The sequence below is a fragment of the Mycobacterium bulgaricum genome (assembly GCF_041287165.2).
GTDB lineage: Bacteria > Actinomycetota > Actinomycetes > Mycobacteriales > Mycobacteriaceae > Mycobacterium > Mycobacterium bulgaricum.
Genome location: NZ_JBGGKV020000001.1, coordinates 393584 through 411220 on the forward strand (window position 1 = coordinate 393584; position 17637 = coordinate 411220).

Here is a 17637-nt window from a genome sequence, read left to right on the forward strand (position 1 = left end):
TCACGGCTGGAAACGCATCTCGCCCGGTGAGTAGAGCCCGGAGTGGGTGGACTCGCCGAGTTCGATCCGCGCCGGCTGCGCATCGACGATCGTGTCGAAGCGGCGCAGCGAACCCCAGTCCTGGCCCCAGTCGTTGGACAGGTACGTCGACATGACCGATGCGCGCAACAACAGGTCGGTGATCCCGAGTAGGCCGCCGTTGAGGCCGTCCTGCCAGGTGTCGGTGCTCTGGAGTTTGGCGAAATAGTCCGGGGAGATGCGGAACTTCGGGATCTCGGTGACGCCGTTGGCGTGCAGCATCGGCTGCTGGCACGGGAAAGCCAACCCGACCGCCCAGTCCATCAGCACGGGCTCGGTCGAGCCGACGTACTCCTGCACAGACCGCACTTCCGGAACCCGCGGAGGTGTCACCGCAACCCAATCCCCTTGCCCCAGTGAGAGATCCTCGGCGATCACCCGCACCGCGACGGCGTCGGTGGGGATCTGCGAGCGCGGATACCGCAGGTTGCGCCACGACGGTGTGGGGCCGATGTCGAACGGGGCGACGCGGCCCGCAGGCACGGGAGTCCCGTCGGCGCCGCGGGTGGCGTATTCGAGCTCGACGGTCTGCCCGGTCGTGACATTGTTCGCGACGCTGGTGCCGGTGATCGTGCCTGCCGCGGTGATCGTGACGAGTGGGTGTGCGTCGTCGGCGGGCGGCAGCTCGTACCAGGCCGACGCCAGCCGGCTCTCCTGTTGCGCCTCGGTGGAATACGTGCCGGCCACCGGAACGCGGGCGGGATCGAGACCGTAGGGCAGCGGCACCGTCGAGCCGTTGATACCGGGCCGCGGGAGCTTGATCGGCCGGTTCCAGTCGTAGTCGGTGCCCGGCTGCGGGTTGTTCAGCCGGATCGCCTCGGCGATGATCCGGTCGGGAACCCCGTTGGGGGAGAAGCCCGTCGGATCGGTGCCGCCCAGAGGTCCGAGCGGGCCATACCGTCCGGGCGCGGGCGTGAGGAACCCGTCGTTGGAGTCGGGTTCGACGAGGACGTCGTCGGCGAGGCCGCACCCGCCCGCGAAAGCGCGGATGTTGGCCCAGCCGTTGGAGTAGGTGGGGTACTGGCGCACCACGCCGATGGCCATGGACGCGATCATGAACAGCACCATGAGTCCGGCGGCGACGGGAATAGGGGCCGCGGTGAGCACGTCGACGACGCGGGACTGCGCCTTGTTGCGCAGGTGCAGCCAGAACGCCCACAGCGCAGTGATCCCGCACAACACGAAGAACACCGCGCTGAGGGTGACCCCACCCAGCTGCGGCACCGAGTTGTTGTACGGCGCACCGAAGTTCGAGACATACCACCAGCCGTTGGTGGAGGCGAAGCACATCGCCAGGATGAACATCACCCCGGACAGGAACGCCATGCGGTTGCGTGCCGACCGCAGTACGAGCGGAGACACCAGGACGGTGGCCAGCGCCGCCATCGCGCCACCAACCGCCGCGAAGAGGCCGAAGTGGTGGATCCACTTGGTGGGCGTGAACATCAGGAAGAAGATCGTGGCGAAGATGACGCCCATCAGCCGCCACGCGGGCCCGCGGGCCACGCCGGGAACGCGCTTGCGCCGCAACATGATGAACAGCGACGAGAACAGGCACAGCGCGGTGAACATGAATGCGACCCGGCGCGCGATCGCGCCGTCGGTGGTCGGCAGGATGAGGTAGTAGTAGCGCAGGTTCTCCGTCCACCACTCCTGGCTGGGCCCGATCGCGGTGCGGATCTTGGTCGCTTCCAACACGGTTGCCAGGGTCTGGTCGGCCAGCACCACGGCCAGCACCACGGTGCCCGCGGCCAGCAGCGGGGCCAGCAGCGGCCACAACCCGACGACCTGGCGGCGGCGCATCACGATCCGCAGGATCGGGCGGCCGCCGGCCAGCAGCGCGGCCACGGCGATCAGTCCGGTCGGCTGGATGCCGAGGGTGAAGGCCGCGGTGGTGATGGCGAGCGCGGCGGGCGTGAGCCGGCCCGAGGTCACCGCCCGCTCGATCAGCACGTAGGTGACGAGCGCGCCGGTGGCGATCTGGCCTTCGGGTCGCAGCCCGTTGTTGAACGGCATCCAGGCGCCCAGCAGCACCAGGCCGGCCGCCCACAGAGCGGGGCGGCTGGCGATGACGGCGGGCCCGAGCCGGGGCAGCACCTCGCGGGAGAGCAGCAGCCAGCAGACCGCGGCGCAGATCAGGTCGGGCAGCCGAATCCAGATGCTGGCGGTGCTCACCTGGCTCATCAGCGCCAGCAGGTTGTAGTACCAGCCGAACGGGTCCTCCGGGCTGCCGAACCAGCGGAAGTAGTTCGACATGTAGCCCGCATGGTCGGCGACCCGCGCCATCTGCAGGATGTAGCCGTCGTCGGAGGAGTTGGCGCCGATCACGTACCAGATCGCGAACCCGCCGAGCACCGTCACGTCGACAGCGGTGAGGGTGCGCCAGCGGGTCGGGATCAGCCGGTGCATCCGTCTGCCGTCGAGCCGGTCGAGGCGCCACAGCGCGAGCAGCGCGATGACGGTGCACACGATCGAGAGCAGGATCGCGGCGAGCTTGAGCGGCGTCGGATGCGTGGTGAAGCGGGTGTCGATGTCGGCGGAGAACGTCAGGCCCGGCGGGGCGGGGCCGGTGAGGTCGGTGAAGACGCCGACGATCGCGGGCCGCAGGTTCGGGTCGGCATAGCCGGTGCGCTGCGGTGACCCGTCGTCCTGGGTCAGCCCGACGAACTCGGCGTACGTGCCGTCGTGGTTCGACGTGATGTCGATCCGTTCGCAACCGGCGGCCCGGTCGCGCTCGACGCTGGCGACCACGACATTGCGCACGATGACGTCGACCCGCTCGTCCGAGACGGTCACCAGCATCGCGTTGAGCGCGGCATCGCGGCCCTGCTCGGGGGCGGTCCCCAGGATCAGTCCGCCGTCTGCGGGCATGTCGCGGACCACGCTGCACGGGATCGATGCCTCGAGGCTGACCGGGGCCTGCGAGATCAGCGGCGCGGTGACATTCGCGAACTGCCCGTTCTGCGGCCAGTTGAGTGTCGCGGTGGTCTGGGTGACCGGCAGCAGCGGGACGGCGACCGCGGCCACGAAGCCGAGCAGGCCCGCGATCATGGCGACCAGACGCGCAACCTTCACGTCGTTCACGGCTCCGGCCGTCTTGCCGTTCACGGCTCCGGCCGTCTTGCCGTTCACGGCTCCGGCCGTCTTGCCGTTCACGGCAGCGCCCTGATCGGTCCGCCGCGACTCCAGCCGAACACTCGTGTCGACCCTTCCTCGATCACCGCGTCGGGTGCCTCGTCAGCGGGCACGACGCGCAGATAGCGCTCCAGAGATCCCCAGTCCCGGTACCAGTCGCCGTCCAGGTAGGTGGGGATGGACTCGGTGCGCAGCAGCGACTGGATGAACAGGAACGGCCCGCCGTCCTCGGCGGCCTGCCACTGGTTCGACGACACGACGATCTGCTTGAAGTTCGGCATGATCCGGTAGCGCGGAAGTTCGGCCACCCCGAGGTGTTCGCGGAAGGGGCGCTGGCACGGGAAGTTCGCAGCGGTCGCGATGTCCATCAGCACCGGGGTCTCACGGCCGAGGTACTCGCTGGCTGTCTGCAGCACGGGGACCCGCGGCGGGGTGAACCCGAACCACTGGTCCTCGGACAAATTGGGGTCGTCGGCGACGATGCGGGCCACGTTGGCCTCCGGCGGCGCGGTGGACAGCGGGAAGCGCAGATTGCGCCAGGCTTTCTGGTTGAAGATGTCGATCGGGTCGACCTCGTTGAGCTCCTGATACGACCCGTCGGGTCGGTGCACGCCCCACTGCAGTTTCAGCGACTGGCCGTAGTTGAACGAGCCGTCCTCGTTGTACCACCAGATCGCGCCTGCCGCGGCGACGCTGACGAGCGGGCGGTCGGGGGTCCGGGGCGGCAGTTGGTACCAGGCCGACGTCGCCTTCGCGGCGATGGTGTTCTCGTCCCAGCTGCCCATCACGGGGGTGGTCTTCGGGTCGAGGCCGAAGGGCAGGAACACCCGTGACCCGTTGACCCCTTCGGGTCCGTAGCCGCCGCCGGTGCCCGCCGCGTAGCCGACGCCGATGTTCGGTTTGTCGACCGGACCGTCGGAGTTCACGGTGCCCGGATTGGCGGCGACCGGTTCGGCGGGCTCGAGGGTGTCGCTGACGCCGTTGGGGGTGAAGCCGACGGGGTCCTCACCGCCGAGCGGTCCGTACTCGCCGAACCGCTGCCCCGGGACGGGTTGCAGCATGCCGGCGTTGGTGTCGGCCTCGACCAGCACGTCGTCGGCCATGGCGCAACTGTCACCCGAAAAACCGGAGCGCAGCGCGGCGATGTTGCCGGAGCCGGTGGTGTAGACGGGATAGCGCCCGGCGGTGGCCTTGAGCATCGACCCCAGCTCGAGCACGACCATGATGACCGCGACGACGAGCAGCGGGGTGGACGCCAGTGCCCGGTGGCGGCCGGTGTCGGCGACCTGCGTGTGTCCGGCGTAGTCCATGCGGAAGTGCAGCCAGCCGGCCAGCAGGCCGCACGCGATGGCCAGCACCAGGAAGATCGTCGTGACGGGATAGCCGACGAGCACGGGCTGCTTGTCGAACCAGGGCACGCCGTAGTTGCCGGTGTAGAACCAGCCGTTGATCCCCGAGGTCGCCCATGCCAGCACGAACAGCAGCGCCGTCACGTACAGGGCGAGGTTGCGCCTGCTGTGCAGGCCGACGCGCGCGAACGCGAACGCGGTGACCGCGCCGAGCGCTCCGGCCAGGCCCGCGAACGCGCCGAATTGCACCGCCCATTTGGTCGGGGTGAGCGTCAGCAGCAGCAGGCCGATCGCGGTGGCGCCGACGAGACGCCACACCGGCCCGTTGACGGCACCCGGAACACTGCCGCGGCGCAGCAGCACCGCGATCACGCCGAACAGGCAGAGCATCAGGATCAGGACGGAGAAGCGCCGGGTGAGGGAGCCGTCGACGCTGTCTTCGACGGTGAGGTAGTAGTACCTCAGGAACTCCTGATACCAGGGCACGGTCGGGCCGACGACGTACTTGATGCGGACCGACTCGGCGACGGTGGCCAGGGTCTGGTCGCGGAACACGACGACGAAGATCAGCGACGCGGCTGCCGCGAACGGTGCGAGCGCCGACAGCAGTCCGTCGGCGGCACGCCGGACGGAGACGATGTGGGTGACCCCGCGCGCCCCGACGAGCAGCGGTGCCACGGCGACCAGTCCCTGCGGGGCCAGCGTCACGGAGAAGACGGCGACGACGATCGCCACCGCGTACGGCCACAACCGGCGCGTCGCCAGCGTCCGTTCGGTGAGCATCCACACCGCGACCACGCCGAACGCGATCAACGGCTCGGGCCGCAGCCCGTTGTTGAACGGCAGCCACGCGGCGAGGAACACCGCGCCCGCGGTCAGCACGGTGACACGGTTGACCGACAGCCGCCTGCCGAGCCGGGGCAGCATGCAGCGGGACAAAATCAGCCAGGTCGCGATCGCGGCGGCCGTGGCAGGCAGCCGCAACCACGCGCTCGCGGTGCTGATCGACGCCAGGTGCGCGAGCACGCTCTGGTACCAGTCGAACGGCGCCTCGGAGGCCCCGAAATACCGGTAGTAGTTGGTGATGTAGCCCGCCTCGCCGGAGACGCGGGCGATCGTGGTGTTGTAGCCGTCGTCGGACGACTGCGCGCCGACGATGTGCCAGACGAGCAGGCTGCCGACCACGGCGGCGTCGGTGAGCCAGGTCCACAGTCCGACCCGGCGGCGGCCCCGACGTTCGCGCGGGACGCGCCGTCCGGAGACGCGGTCGAGCATCGCGAGCGCGACGAGGGACGCGACGACGCAGAGCACGCCGAGCACCATCACCGCCGTCTTCAGCAGGGTCGGCGTCGTGATGAACCGGGTGTCGATGTCGATGCGGGCGTTCAGCCCGGCGCCTGGTGGGACCTCGAGCTCGGTGAACACGCCGGACACCTGAGGGCGTTTGTCGGGCGGGAGGGTGCCGGTGGCGCCGGGGATGCCGACGAAGTCGGCACCGACCGCGCCGACGTTGGCCCAGACCCGCAGTTCGGAGCAGGCGCCGGAGGCCACCGCCTCGCGAGGTGCGACCGCGGCGACGGTGTCGCGGAACGCGACGTAGACGACGTCGGCGTTGGCACGCACGAAGAGCCCGTTGCGTCCGACGTCGATGCCGCCGGGCGGGTTGGTGGAGAACACCAGGCCGCCGTCCTCAGGCAGCGTCGCGATGGCCGAGCACGGGATCGTGACGTCGAGGGAACGCGGTGCGCCCGAGACCAGAGGGGCGGTGATGTCGCTGACGAATCCGTCGGCGTCGGCCGATTGTGGCCACATGATCGCCGCGGTGGACTGCTTCACCGGCAGCAGCGGTGCGAGCCCGCACAGCACCAGCCCGGCGAGCCCCGCGATGACGGCGACGAGGCGGGCGGACGGGGCAGGCACGAGGCTCGATGGTAGGCGACGTTCCTATGGCGCCGGTTCCGGCGTGCCGCGCTCAGCTCAAGCGAAGTGGCGCAGGACTCCACAGCCCGCTGCGCTCTGCCGTCCCGAGATCCAGCCGCGCAGGCTCGGCGTTCGAATAGAACGGCACGAGCTGTTGCAGCGCACCCCAGTCGCGGAACCAGTCGTCCTTGAGATAGGTGGGGACGGTGACCGCGCGCAGCAGCAGCTCGGTGATGCCGAGCGGGCCGCCGCCCAGGTAGTCCATGACCGGCGAGTTGGCCTCGGCGCCGAAGCGGTCGGGCAGGATCCGCCACTTCGGCACCTCGATGACGCCGTTCTGGTGGTTGAACGGACGCTGGCACGGGAAGGCCAGGCCGACGAGCCAGTCCAACAGCACCGGGTCGGTCGAGCCGACGACGTCCTGGAGCGTGCGCAGTTCGGGGATGCGCGGCGGTGTGACGGCGATCCAGTGGTCGGGGCTGAGGTCGTCGTCGCTGGCGACGAGCCGGATCTGGGTGGCGTCGGACGGGATCGAGGACAGCGGCGCGCGCAGGTTGCGCCACGCGGGTGCGGCGCCGACGTCGCCGAATCCGATGCTGCCCGCGGGTTCTCCGTCGGCGCCGGCCCACTGCACGACGACCTCACCCGCGTCGAACCGTCCGGCGGCCGCGACGACTAGCAGCGAGTCCGACCGGTCCTGCTCACTCCAGCCCGCGGGCAGCTGGTACCAGGCCGAGCGCAGAGACGCGGGTTGTTGCGTGCCGCTGCGCCAGCTGCCCATCACGGGCGTGCGGGCCGGGTCGAGGCCGTACGGGAGACGGGCGCGGGAACCGTTGACGCCCGCCGCGGACGTCGTTCCGCCCTCGGTGCCCGCCTCGGTGCCGGTGACGACGCCGCTGTCGCTGTCGGCGAAGTTGCCCGCCCCGGGCTCTTCGCTGACCGGGTCGGGCGACACGTCCGAGGGAATCCCGTTGGGGCTGAACCCTTCTGCGGTGACGTCGCCGAGAGCGTCGCCGACGGGGACGCTGCCCGCGGGGGACAGCAGCCCGGCGTTGACGTCCTGTTCGACCAGGACGTCCTCGGCCATCCCGCACGTCTTGCCGGTGAGTGCCTGCAGGTTGGACCGGCCGACGGTCCACGCCGGGTACTGGCCGACCATCGCCGCGGTCAGCGATACGACTTCGAACATCACCAGGGCCCAGGTCGCAATGGCCAACGGCGCCTGGGTGATTCGCTTCCACCGCGGTGGGTTCCCCGGCGGCGGCGGCTTGTCGCGCCCGGTGAAGTGGAGCCAGGCGGCCACCAGCAGCGCGACCATCGACAGCCCGAGCAGCACAGTGGTGAAACCGAACTTCCACTCCGGGAATGCATTCGACCACGGGACACCGAAGTTGGAGACGTACCACCATCCGTTGACGGTGGCGAACGACAGCGCCGTCACGAACAGGACGGCGGCGGCGAACACCGACCGATTTCGGGGTGAGCGCATCGCGGCCGCCGAGATCGCGACTGCCGCCAGCGCGCCGATCGAGCCCGCCAGGCCGGCGAACACACCGAAGTGGTGCGTCCACTTGGTGGGCGTGAACATCATGGCAAGGAACGAGATGACCGTGATGCCGATGATGCGCAGGCCGGGGCCGGCCGCGGTGCCGGGAATCCGCCCCTTGCGCAACGTCATCGCGATGGCGGCCGCCAGCGAGAGCAGGACGGCGAGCACGGCGAAACGGCGCGCCACCGACCCGTCGGGGCTGGTCGTGAACAGCCGCGAGTAGCGGATGTGCTCGTCGAACCACGCCAGGCTCGGGCCGACGGCCGACTTGAAGCTGCTGGCCTGCAGCTCGGCGGCCAGGGTTTGGTCGCGGAAGATCAGGAAGATCGTCACTGTGCCCGCCGCGGCGATGGGGGCCAGCAGCGCGAGGTATCCGAATCGCGAAGTATGAGCGGCGACAATGGTTTTCAGCGGGCCGATGGCCACCAGCAGGGCGCCGACCGCGGCGATGCCCGTCGGGCCGGAGAACAGCGTCAGCGCGCCGATGATGATCGCGACGGCGACGGGGAGCAGGCGGCTGGTCGCGACGCCCCGCTCGACCGAGCACCACGTCAGCAGGATGCCGAGGGCGATGATCGGCTCGGGGCGCAGACCGTTGTTGAGCGGCAGCCAGAACGCCAGGAAAAGGCCGGCGGCCGTCCAGGCCGCGGCGCGGCTTCGTTTGACGGCGGTGCCCAGCCGTGGAATCACCTCGCGGCTGATGACCCACCAGCACGCAAGCGCCATCAGCAGCGTCGGCAGGCGCATCCACACGCTCGTCGTGCTGACGTTGGCCCACAGCGCGAGCAGGTCGTAGTACCAGCCGAACGGCGCCTCGGGGGTGCCGAACCAGCGGTAGTAGTTGGCCATGTAGCCGGCGCTCTCGGAGACGCGGGCCATCGTCAGGATGTAGCCGTCGTCGGCGGTGTTCGCGCCGACGAAGTGCCACCACACCAGCACGGCCGCGACGAGGCCGTCCAGCGGGGACATCGACCACCAGCGGGGCGGCAGGAAGCGCTTGTGGCGTCGGCCGTCGGCACGGTCGAGCACGTGCAGCGCACCCAGCGACACGATCGTCATCGCCACGCCGACGATCATCGCGAGCAGCTTCAGCAGTGTGGGCGAGCTGCTGTAGCGGGTGTCGATGGTCGCGGAGAACTCCAGGCCGGGGGGTGCGCGGCCCGACAGGTCGGTGAAGACGCCGACGATCTGCGGACGGAAATCGTAGCCGCCGCGTTCGCCCCGCAGCGGCTCGCGCGGCTGAGCCGGGTTGCCTCGATCGCCGACGTCGGGTTCGGCCTGCAGGCCGACGAACTCGCCGGTCACCTTGTCGGCGTGCGCGGTGAAGCGCAATTCCTGGCACTCGGGGCTGAGCACCTGGTCCAGCGGCGCGCTGACGACCGGGGTGTTGCGCACGATGACGAGCAGGTCGTTGTTGACGCGCTCGATGAGCAGACCTCGGTCGACGGCCTTGGGGGCCTGCTTGGGCACTGTGGACAGCAGCACGGTGCGGCCGGGACGGTCCAGGCCTGCCGCCGCGCTGCACGGGATCGTGATGTCGAGGTCGGTGGCGACGTAGCCGATCAGCGGCGCGTCGACGCTCTGCAGCACACCGTTCTGCGGCCAGTTGAGTTGTGCCGTCGTCTGGTTGACGGGAAGCAGGGGGGTCGCAACAGCGAGGACCGTGCCGAGCAGCCCCGCGATGATCGCGATGAGTCGCGCGGTGCGGTGATTGGCACCCGTCTCTCGGATCACGGGGCTAGATGGTAATTGGCTTGCGGATGGCCAGCACGAACGGTCCGACGGTGGACACGTCGAAGCGCGGATCGTCGAACAGCGCATCGTCGAGTGCCACGTGGTATCGCCGCACGTTGGGCTGGTTCGGATACACGTCCTCGGCCAGACGCAGCGTGTAGGTGTCGTTCGCGCCGCGGCGCATCAGGAACACCGACGGCGGCTCCCACGGCATCGTGTCGAGCGCCTCGATGAACTGGTCGGCGTCGGTCAGCATGCGCCAGCCCTCGATGGCGCCCGCGCGCTGGTCGAACTGCGCGAGCGGGTTGGCGTAGTGCGACGTCAGGCCCTGGAAGCCGTAGTAGGGGTAGTAGGACAGGAAGCTGTAGTCGGCGGTCAGGACGACTGTCTCGTTGCGCGGCCGGCCGGTGATCTCCTGGATGCGGGCGTCGACCTCGCGGTAGTACTGCTCGGCGCCGGGCGGGCGGCGGTCGGCGCGTTCCCCGTAGCCGTCGGTGTCGGTGTAGGCGACGACGATGTCGGAGCGCAGCACGTCGGGAATGTCCTGGGCGAAGGTGATGGCCCCGACGGAGCCGACGGCGGTGGCCACAGCGACGACGCGGCGGGCGTTGGGCTGGGTGACCCGGGCCGCGATCATCCGTGTGGCCTCGATGAAACCGAACGCACCCGCGGCGGCGAGCAGGATCGTCAAGGTGGGCTGAAGCCGGAACGACAGCAGTGTCGTGCCGACGAGGGTGGTCAGCATCGACAGCAGCGACCACGCGTAGACGGCCAGCACGGCGACGGCCAAGGCGCCTGCCCGGGTGGAGCTGCGCGCCCGGACCACCAACCACACCGTTCCCAGCATGCAGAGCGCGCCGAGGAGGGTGAAGTCGAGCATCGGGAATGTCAGTTCGGCGCCGTCCTTGGGCAGGTAGTGCTGCGCCGTGCCCGACTCGGCCGGCGTCCCACGGAGCGCGGCGAGCAGGTACGGGGCCCACGTGATGAGCATGATCAGCCCGGAGATGACGGCGATGACACCGACCCGCAGCAGCGGATCCCACTGCCTGCGCGCGGCAGCCAGCACCACCGCCATGATCGCCAGCGTGAACGCGGCGTAGCCGAACAGCAGTGTGTAGAACAGGCCCGCGACGCCGAGGAAGACGCCGGTGCCGATCACGGCGGCCCATCCGCCGCCGCGTGTGCGTCCGCGCAGTCCGGACCAGGCGAGCACGAACACCGGCGGCAGCAGCACGGCGATGATGGCCGCGTAGGGCTCGGCGGGGGAGTACGCGAGCGCGGTCGCTGCGGTGGCCGTGGACACGACGAGTGCGTATTCGAAGCGAATCATGCAGGCCCACAACACGAATGCGAGCGCGATCGCGATGGTGATCGAGATGATCGACCACGGCTTGAACATCTCCCACGCGGGCGTGCCGGTGAGCGCGGCGAGCCTTCCGCCGAGCCAGAACCATCCCGCGGGGTAGTAGGGCGGCAGGCCGATGTAGGTCATGTCGTGCAGGCCGGGCTGGTCGGTGAGGCGCGTCAGGTATTCGGTGCGGAACTGCTGGTCGACTGAGATGCCGAACAGGTAGAGCCTGGTGGCGCCCAACGGCATCGCGAGGGTGACGACCGAGAACGCGGACAGGAACACCACCGCGCCGATGCGGGCGATCAGCTGCCTACCCCTGCGCCACACGAGCCCCGCCGCGAGCAGGCCGACCAGGCAGACCACCTGGCCGACGGTGGTCAGCGCGTGCAGCTGATTGGACGAGTTGTAGGCGGGCCAGTCGACCCGGGCGATCGCGAACAGGCTGACGGCCGCGACGAGAGCGGCGACGGCCGCGGCTGCGGCCATCTGGCCGGTGACGGCCAGCGCGGTGCGCATCAGATAGGCAGCTTGCGGAAGATCGGGCGCGGGATGTGGCGCAGCACCATCATCACGAACCGGAAGGGTCCGGGCGCCCAGATCAGATCCTTGCCCTTGTTCGACGCCGTCACCGCGAGCTCGGCGACATCTTCCTTGTCGACGGTGAACGGGGCCTCCTTGGCGCCGGTCGCCTTCCAATGCTCGATCGTCGTCGTCGTGCGCACCTGACCGGGCCGGATCACCAGCACCCGAACGCCGAACTCCCGCAATGCTTCTCCGAGGCCGAGGTAGAAGCCGTCGAGGCCGGCCTTGGTGGAGCCGTAGACGAAGTTCGAGCGCCGGACGCGTTCGCCGGCGGCAGAGCTCATCGCGATGATGCGGCCGGAGCCCTGTGCACGCATCTTTTCGCTGAGCAGGACACCGACGGAAACCGCTGCGGTGTAGTTGATCCCAGCGATCTGCACGGCCTTGCGCTGGTTCTGCCAGAGTTCCTCGGCGTTGCCGAGGAGGCCGAACGCGACAACGGCGACGTCCACATCGCCGCTCTCCCACGCCTTGGCGATGACGGCGGGATGGCTGTCGGTGTCGAGCGCATCGAAGTCGAGCCAGTCGACAGCCTTGGCGCCCGCGCCCTGAAGCTGCGCGATGGCGGCGTCCTTGCGGGGGTGGCCCGGCAGGTCGGCCAGGATCACGCGGGCACGGGCGTTACGCAGGTAGCGCTCGGCGATCGCCAGGGCGATCTCTGAGGTGCCGCCGAGGAGAAGAATCGTCTGGGGATTGCCGGTGGCATCGAAAACCATCTAGAGGAGCTCCAGTCGTCGGGCCATGTCGGAGGCGAAGACGCCGTCGGGATCCACCTTGCGGCGCAGGGCGATCCACTCGTCGATGCGCGGATACATGGCGTGGAAGGTCTCGGCGGTGGTGCGGGAATCCTTGGCCGTGTACAGGCGCCCGCCGAACTCGAGGACCCGCTTGTCGAGTCCGTTGAGGAACTCGTTGAGGCCCGCGGTGATCGGGAAGTCGACGCACACGTTCCAACCGGGGATCGGGAAGCTCAGCGGCGCTTCATTTCCCGGTCCGAAGAGCTTGAACACGTTGAGGAACGAATAGAAGCCGGAGCGCTGGATGTCGACGATGATTGCCTTGAATTCGTCAACAGCGCTGGTGGGCACCACGAACTGGTACTGGCCGAATCCGGCGGAGCCGTACGCGCGGTTCCACTCTCCGAACATGTCGAGAGGGTGGTAGAACTGCGTCAGGTTCTGCACTTTGCCGCGGTAGGTGCCCGACTTGCGGTACCAGAGTTCGCCGATCGGCCCGAAGGTGTATTTGTTCGCCAAACCGTTGGGGAACAGGTCGGGAAACGTGAGCAGTTGCGGCGCATCGAATTTCAGCGGGTTTTTCTGCAGCTTCTTGGGAAGCTGGTCGAGCGTGGCCAGAGACCCGCGGGAGATGGCGGCGCGGCCGAGCTTCGGCGGTGGGCTGATGGCGTCGAACCACGCGCTGGAATAGGTGTAGTTGTCCTCGGTGCCGTCGCTGTGGAACGCGATGGTCTCGTCGAGGCTCGAGGTGACGTCGCCGTCGGCGACGAAGTACGCCGTCTCGGTGGGCGTCATCTCGATGGTGGCCCGCAGGATGATGCCGGTGAGCCCGTTGCCGCCGACGGTGGCCCAGAACAGGTCGCGATCGGGTCCGTCCGGGGTGATGGTGCGGATCTCGCCGTTGGCCAGCAGAAGGTCCACGGAGCGCACGTGGTTGCCGAAGCTGCCGGCGCTGTGGTGGTTCTTGCCGTGGATGTCGCACGCGATCGCGCCGCCGATGGTCACCTGGCGGGTGCCGGGCAGGACCGGAACCCAGAGGCCCAGCGGCAGGGCGGCCCGCATCAGCTGGTCGAGGTTGACGCCGCCGTCGACGTCGACGAGGTGGGTGTCGGCGTCCATGGAGTGGATCCGGTTGAGCGCGTTCATGTCGATGACGAGGCCGCCGCCGTTCTGGGCGTTGTCGCCGTAGGAACGGCCCAGCCCGCGGGCGAGAATCCCCCTGCCGGGGTTCTCCGCGGCCTGCGCGACGGCTTTGGCGATCACCTCGGGATCCGGCGTCGACAGCACCTGCGCGACGGACGGAGCGGTGCGGCCCCAGCCGGTCAGCCGCTTCGCGGTGGTCGAAAACTCCGTGCTCAACATCGTCACAGAGGGTACCGGGTTCAGCGCAGCGCGAATATTTCCCCGGGTCGCTACGCTCCTGCCCACCGGAAGATCACCGCGCGCTGAACGATGAAGTTGATCACCGTCGCGGTGCCCTGCGCGATGACGAATGCGACGACCACACCGGTCGCGGAGTAGTCGAACGCGCGCAGGAGCAGGTGGTTGAGGCCGACCTGCACGACGAACGTGGTGATGTACAGCGCCCAGACCGCGATCAACCGGCGGGTGCTGGGCGCGGCCTGGAACGTCCATCGGCGGTTGAGCAGGTAGGCCGTCGTCGTGCCGGCGATCCAGCCGAGGACTTTGGCGAGGTCGGGCTGCAGGTCCACGACTTTGTACAGCAGCACGTAGAGGCCGAAGTCGACGATTGCGGAGAACCCGCCCGTCACGAGGAAGCGCCAGATCTGCGTCCGCAGGCTCAGTTGCGGTGACATCGGGGGCTCGGCCACCCGCGCAGCTTACTGTGACCCTCTCGTCAGAGCGGTGGTGGTTTGTTGCGATCAGCGACGAGGGGGTCGTTGAGTGTCCGCTCCGCGGTGACCGCGCGACGGCGGTTGTAGGCGCGGGTGTTTCGCCGTCGGGGCATCTGCTTGCCGCGCCGGTCGCTGGGCTCCGTGCGGGGTGAGTCGCCGGTCCAGAGGGTGGCGGTGGGTCTACACAGGGTGGGGTGGAGCAGTCGGCTGCCGGGTTGGGTCGTGTATGTGTGCCCGGTGGGCGCCGTCCAGACGATGGTCCCGTCGGGGTATTGGCGGTCTCGCCATCCGGTGGCGCCGACCCAGAACGTTTTCAACAGATGGTGAAAACGGCACAGGCATTTCAGGTTGGAGGGGTGTGTGGGTCCGACCGGGTGCGGGACGGTGTGGTCGATGTCGGCGTCGGTGGCGGGCTTGTCGCAGCCGGGGAAGCGGCAGGTCAGGTCGCGGCAGCGGATGAAATCGGCCAGGGCGCGGGACGGGAAGCGGCCGGGTTCGGCTCCGGCCTGGCCGGGGTGGATGATCTCGCGGTACTTCGCGCCGTCGAGCAGGCCCTGCAGTAAAGGCGCTGGCATGATTCCGGCGCCGAAGACGTAGCCCGACCGCGTCTCGGCCAGCACTGGGGTACGCCGTCGACGCTTGGGTTCCGGTGCGGCCGCAGCGTCCGCCGTCTCCTCAGTGGGTGTGGTGGCGTCGGTGAGGACGTAGATGGTCGTATCGCGTAGAGGCGTGGGACGCGCCGCGGCCTCGCAGTCGTCGGCGCCGCACCGGCAGGCCAGGGCGGTCAGGCCGGCCTGGATGGCGGCGAAGGCGTCGTTGCGGCGCTCTTCGATTGTGCGCGGGTCGCTGTCGCAGACGCTGTAGACCATCTGGGTCAGATTGCGCTCGGCGGTGGCGGCGTCGCAGTTGAACATCACGGCGTTGACGCTGGTGAATCCGGGGGCGTCCGTGGGGTTGCCGAACGACACACTGCGTTGGTTCTCGCCGGCGCGGGCTTTGCGCAGAGCTCCGGGGTCGTGGCGTTCGACAAGGTCGTCGATGCGAGTTCGGGTCTTCTTCACCGAGAGGGGTCCCCAGCCGAGGATCTCGGCAGCGAGATCGGCATCGAGTGCAGCCATCAGGGCGGGCCGGTCGACCAGATAGGTGCGGGAGACGATTTCGCGCACCAGCAGGTCGGTGATCAGTCCGGCGAAGAACAGGGCGGCGACCTTGGGAAGGCGCTCGCGCAGGGCGACCCCGCGGTGGGTTTGGTGCAGGGCGAGACCGGAGGTGATGTTGTGTGCGGCCGCGATCTCGGCGCTGACGGCGGCTTCGGGGTCAACCCACCACAGTTCACGTTCATCGGGTGGTAGGCCGGTGCGACGAATGAACAGTTCGGCCATGATGGCCAGCTTGCGGGCACATGCGGCGTTCTCGGCGCGGGTCGTGACCGCGGCAGCGTCGATGAGTTCGGCGTCGGAAAGGCCGGCCAGCTGACTGGGCTCCGGCACGGAACTGTCGAACATGTGTTCGATTCTACCGACCGCCGCCGACAGTTCGTTGCACCAATTTCCGCACGCTCAGCGCACCAGCCGGATCACCGGAATCGTCCGGTGCGACGCCCTGACCTCGTAGTCCCCGTATCCGGAGTAGACGTCGAGGGCTCTGTCCCAGGCCGCTGCGCGCTCGGCGGGATCGGTGATCTCGACGGCCGTGTAGGTGTCGGAGTGCCGTCCGGCGAGCACGTCGACCGTCGGGTTCGCGATCAGGTTCCGATACCACGCAGGGTGTCCGGGGCCGCCGTAGTTCGACGCGATCACGATCAGCGAATCCCCGTCAGTCGCGTAGCCGAGAGGAAGTTCGCGCCGCAGGCCTGTTTTCGCACCGATGGTGGACAACAGCATCACCGGTACCGGATAGACGCTGCAACCCGCTTGCTCGCAACACCTCGCATAGCGCGGAAACCGCTGCAGGAAAGGCATGTTCGGCGGGAGCGGCGAAACCTACGACCAAACCGTCCCGATCGGGAACCTCGGATCCGGCCTGCGGGTGCCGCATGATGGACAATCCCGACAGTGCGATGCCGGCCTCAGCGGCTCGCCGCAGACTCTGGGTTCGGCGCCGTCGGGAAGCGTGACAAGGGCGTTCACGCCGGCGGCGACTCCGCCGACCCGCACGTCGAAGTGCGCCAAAGCGGGGACCAGGGCGTCGCGGCGACGGCGATACCGCATCCGCATCCGGCGGATGTGCCGGTCGTACAAACCCGATGCGATGAACTCAGCCAGCGTGAGCTGGGAGATCACGTCGACGTAGAACGGGTGCCCACCCGCCGTCGCGATCACGGGATCCACAAGGCCTTCCGGCAACACCATCCACCCGAGGCGGAGCACCTGCGACAGGCTCTTGCTCGTCGATCCGAGGTAGGCGACGCGATCGGGCCGCAACGCCTGCAACGCTCCCACCGGCTGACGGTCGTAACGAAATTCGCCGTCATAATCGTCGTCGAGGACGAAACCGCCGGTGCGAGAGGCCCATTCGACCACCGCCGTGCGCCGCGACGAGTGCAGCGGCATACCCAAAGGGTTGTGATGGGCCGGTGTCAACAGCACGGAAGTGGCGTCGACGTCGTCGAGTTCCGCGATCACCGCGCCCTTGTCGTCGACCCCGATCGCAACAGTGGGAACCCCACACTGGTCGATCGCATCCCGGAACAGGAACAGCCCGTACGCCTCGACCGCGACGGGTCCCCCGAGCGTCCGGACGAGCAACTGCACTGCCTGGCGGACCCCGGCGCAGATCACGACGGACTCCGGTGACACCCGCACCCCCCGGGCACGGGCGAGGTATTCGGCCAGCGCAGAACGTAATTCGGGTCGGCCGCGCGGATCACCCATGCGCAGCGCCTCGGTGGGCACATTCATCAGCGCCTTGCGCATGCACGCTGCCCACCGGGCTCGCGGAAACTCCGCGACGTCGGGAGACCCCGGCATCAGGTTGTGCACCGGGGTGACGCGAGCTCCGTACGGACGCGACGGCAGCGACGCTTGCGGAGCAGACGACGTGCCCGCGACCCACGTTCCCGCTCCCTGCCGCGACGCCAACCAGCCCTCGGCCACCAGCTCGGCGTAGGCGTCGGTCACGGTGTTGCGCGCCAATCCGAGATCGGAGGCCAACGTCCGCGATGGCGGCAGCACGGTGCCGCGCGACAGGCGGCCGGATCGCACAGAGTCGCGCAGAGCGGCGATCAGGGCGTCCTTCGTTCCGCGTGCCCCCGGCGTCACCGCTTCGCGCAGATCCAGGTGGAGGTCCCGCGTCCCGGAATTGGCCCATGATTGCACGACAAAATTGAACCACCCGGGCGAGACAG

Annotated in this window: 9 protein-coding genes and 1 pseudogene; all 10 read right to left on the reverse strand. The window is 68.9% G+C overall.

The window, feature by feature from the left end; genetic code table 11:
* Positions 1-3129, reverse strand: a complete 3129-nt coding sequence (locus ACAG24_RS01940; protein WP_370471751.1) for an arabinosyltransferase domain-containing protein — start codon at positions 3127-3129, stop codon at positions 1-3.
* Positions 3130-3230: 101 nt separating this feature from the next.
* Complete coding sequence (locus ACAG24_RS01945) at positions 3231-6482, reverse strand: arabinosyltransferase domain-containing protein (RefSeq protein WP_370471016.1); 3252 nt, start codon at positions 6480-6482, stop codon at positions 3231-3233.
* Between the two features lie 52 nt (positions 6483-6534).
* The gene (locus tag ACAG24_RS01950) at positions 6535-9852 is read right to left on the reverse strand and encodes an arabinosyltransferase domain-containing protein (protein ID WP_370471017.1); all 3318 of its coding nucleotides are present in this window, start codon (positions 9850-9852) and stop codon (positions 6535-6537) included.
* A complete protein-coding gene (locus ACAG24_RS01955) occupies positions 9770-11632 on the reverse strand; it encodes a galactan 5-O-arabinofuranosyltransferase (RefSeq protein ID WP_370471018.1) in 1863 nt (620 codons plus the stop codon). Before ACAG24_RS01955 ends, ACAG24_RS01950 begins: the two co-directional genes overlap by 83 nt.
* The gene (gene dprE2 / locus ACAG24_RS01960; RefSeq protein WP_370471019.1) at positions 11632-12414 is read right to left on the reverse strand and encodes a decaprenylphospho-beta-D-erythro-pentofuranosid-2-ulose 2-reductase; all 783 of its coding nucleotides are present in this window, start codon (positions 12412-12414) and stop codon (positions 11632-11634) included. The genes ACAG24_RS01955 and dprE2 overlap by 1 nt, the downstream gene beginning before the upstream one ends.
* Entirely contained in the window at positions 12415-13797 is a 1383-nt protein-coding gene (gene dprE1, locus ACAG24_RS01965; protein WP_370471020.1) for a decaprenylphosphoryl-beta-D-ribose oxidase, read from the reverse strand. It lies immediately after the preceding gene.
* A 50-nt stretch (positions 13798-13847) separates the two neighbouring features.
* A complete protein-coding gene (locus tag ACAG24_RS01970; RefSeq protein WP_370471752.1) occupies positions 13848-14252 on the reverse strand; it encodes a GtrA family protein in 405 nt (134 codons plus the stop codon).
* A 41-nt stretch (positions 14253-14293) separates the two neighbouring features.
* A complete protein-coding gene (locus ACAG24_RS01975; protein WP_370471021.1) occupies positions 14294-15796 on the reverse strand; it encodes an HNH endonuclease signature motif containing protein in 1503 nt (500 codons plus the stop codon).
* A 54-nt stretch (positions 15797-15850) separates the two neighbouring features.
* Positions 15851-16174 (reverse strand): nitroreductase family deazaflavin-dependent oxidoreductase, encoded by a 324-nt coding sequence (locus ACAG24_RS01980; protein ID WP_370471022.1) that lies wholly within the window; start codon positions 16172-16174, stop codon positions 15851-15853.
* A gap of 22 nt (positions 16175-16196) precedes the next feature.
* Positions 16197-17608, reverse strand: a pseudogene (pdxR, locus tag ACAG24_RS01985) (MocR-like pyridoxine biosynthesis transcription factor PdxR); the annotation flags it as partial.
* Positions 17609-17637: the final 29 nt, after the last annotated feature.

Coding starts and splice junctions, on each gene's coding strand:
- ACAG24_RS01940 (WP_370471751.1), bottom strand. CDS start 3,129: ATGATCGCGGGCCTGCTCGGCTTCGTGGCCGCGGTCGCCGTCCCGCTG.
- ACAG24_RS01980 (WP_370471022.1), bottom strand. CDS start 16,174: ATGCTGTTGTCCACCATCGGTGCGAAAACAGGCCTGCGGCGCGAACTT.
- dprE2 (WP_370471019.1), bottom strand. CDS start 12,414: ATGGTTTTCGATGCCACCGGCAATCCCCAGACGATTCTTCTCCTCGGC.
- ACAG24_RS01950 (WP_370471017.1), bottom strand. CDS start 9,852: ATGCGCTGTTCGACGATCCGCGCTTCGACGTGTCCACCGTCGGACCGT.
- ACAG24_RS01975 (WP_370471021.1), bottom strand. CDS start 15,796: ATGTTCGACAGTTCCGTGCCGGAGCCCAGTCAGCTGGCCGGCCTTTCC.
- ACAG24_RS01970 (WP_370471752.1), bottom strand. CDS start 14,252: ATGTCACCGCAACTGAGCCTGCGGACGCAGATCTGGCGCTTCCTCGTG.
- ACAG24_RS01955 (WP_370471018.1), bottom strand. CDS start 11,632: ATGCGCACCGCGCTGGCCGTCACCGGCCAGATGGCCGCAGCCGCGGCC.
- dprE1 (WP_370471020.1), bottom strand. CDS start 13,797: ATGTTGAGCACGGAGTTTTCGACCACCGCGAAGCGGCTGACCGGCTGG.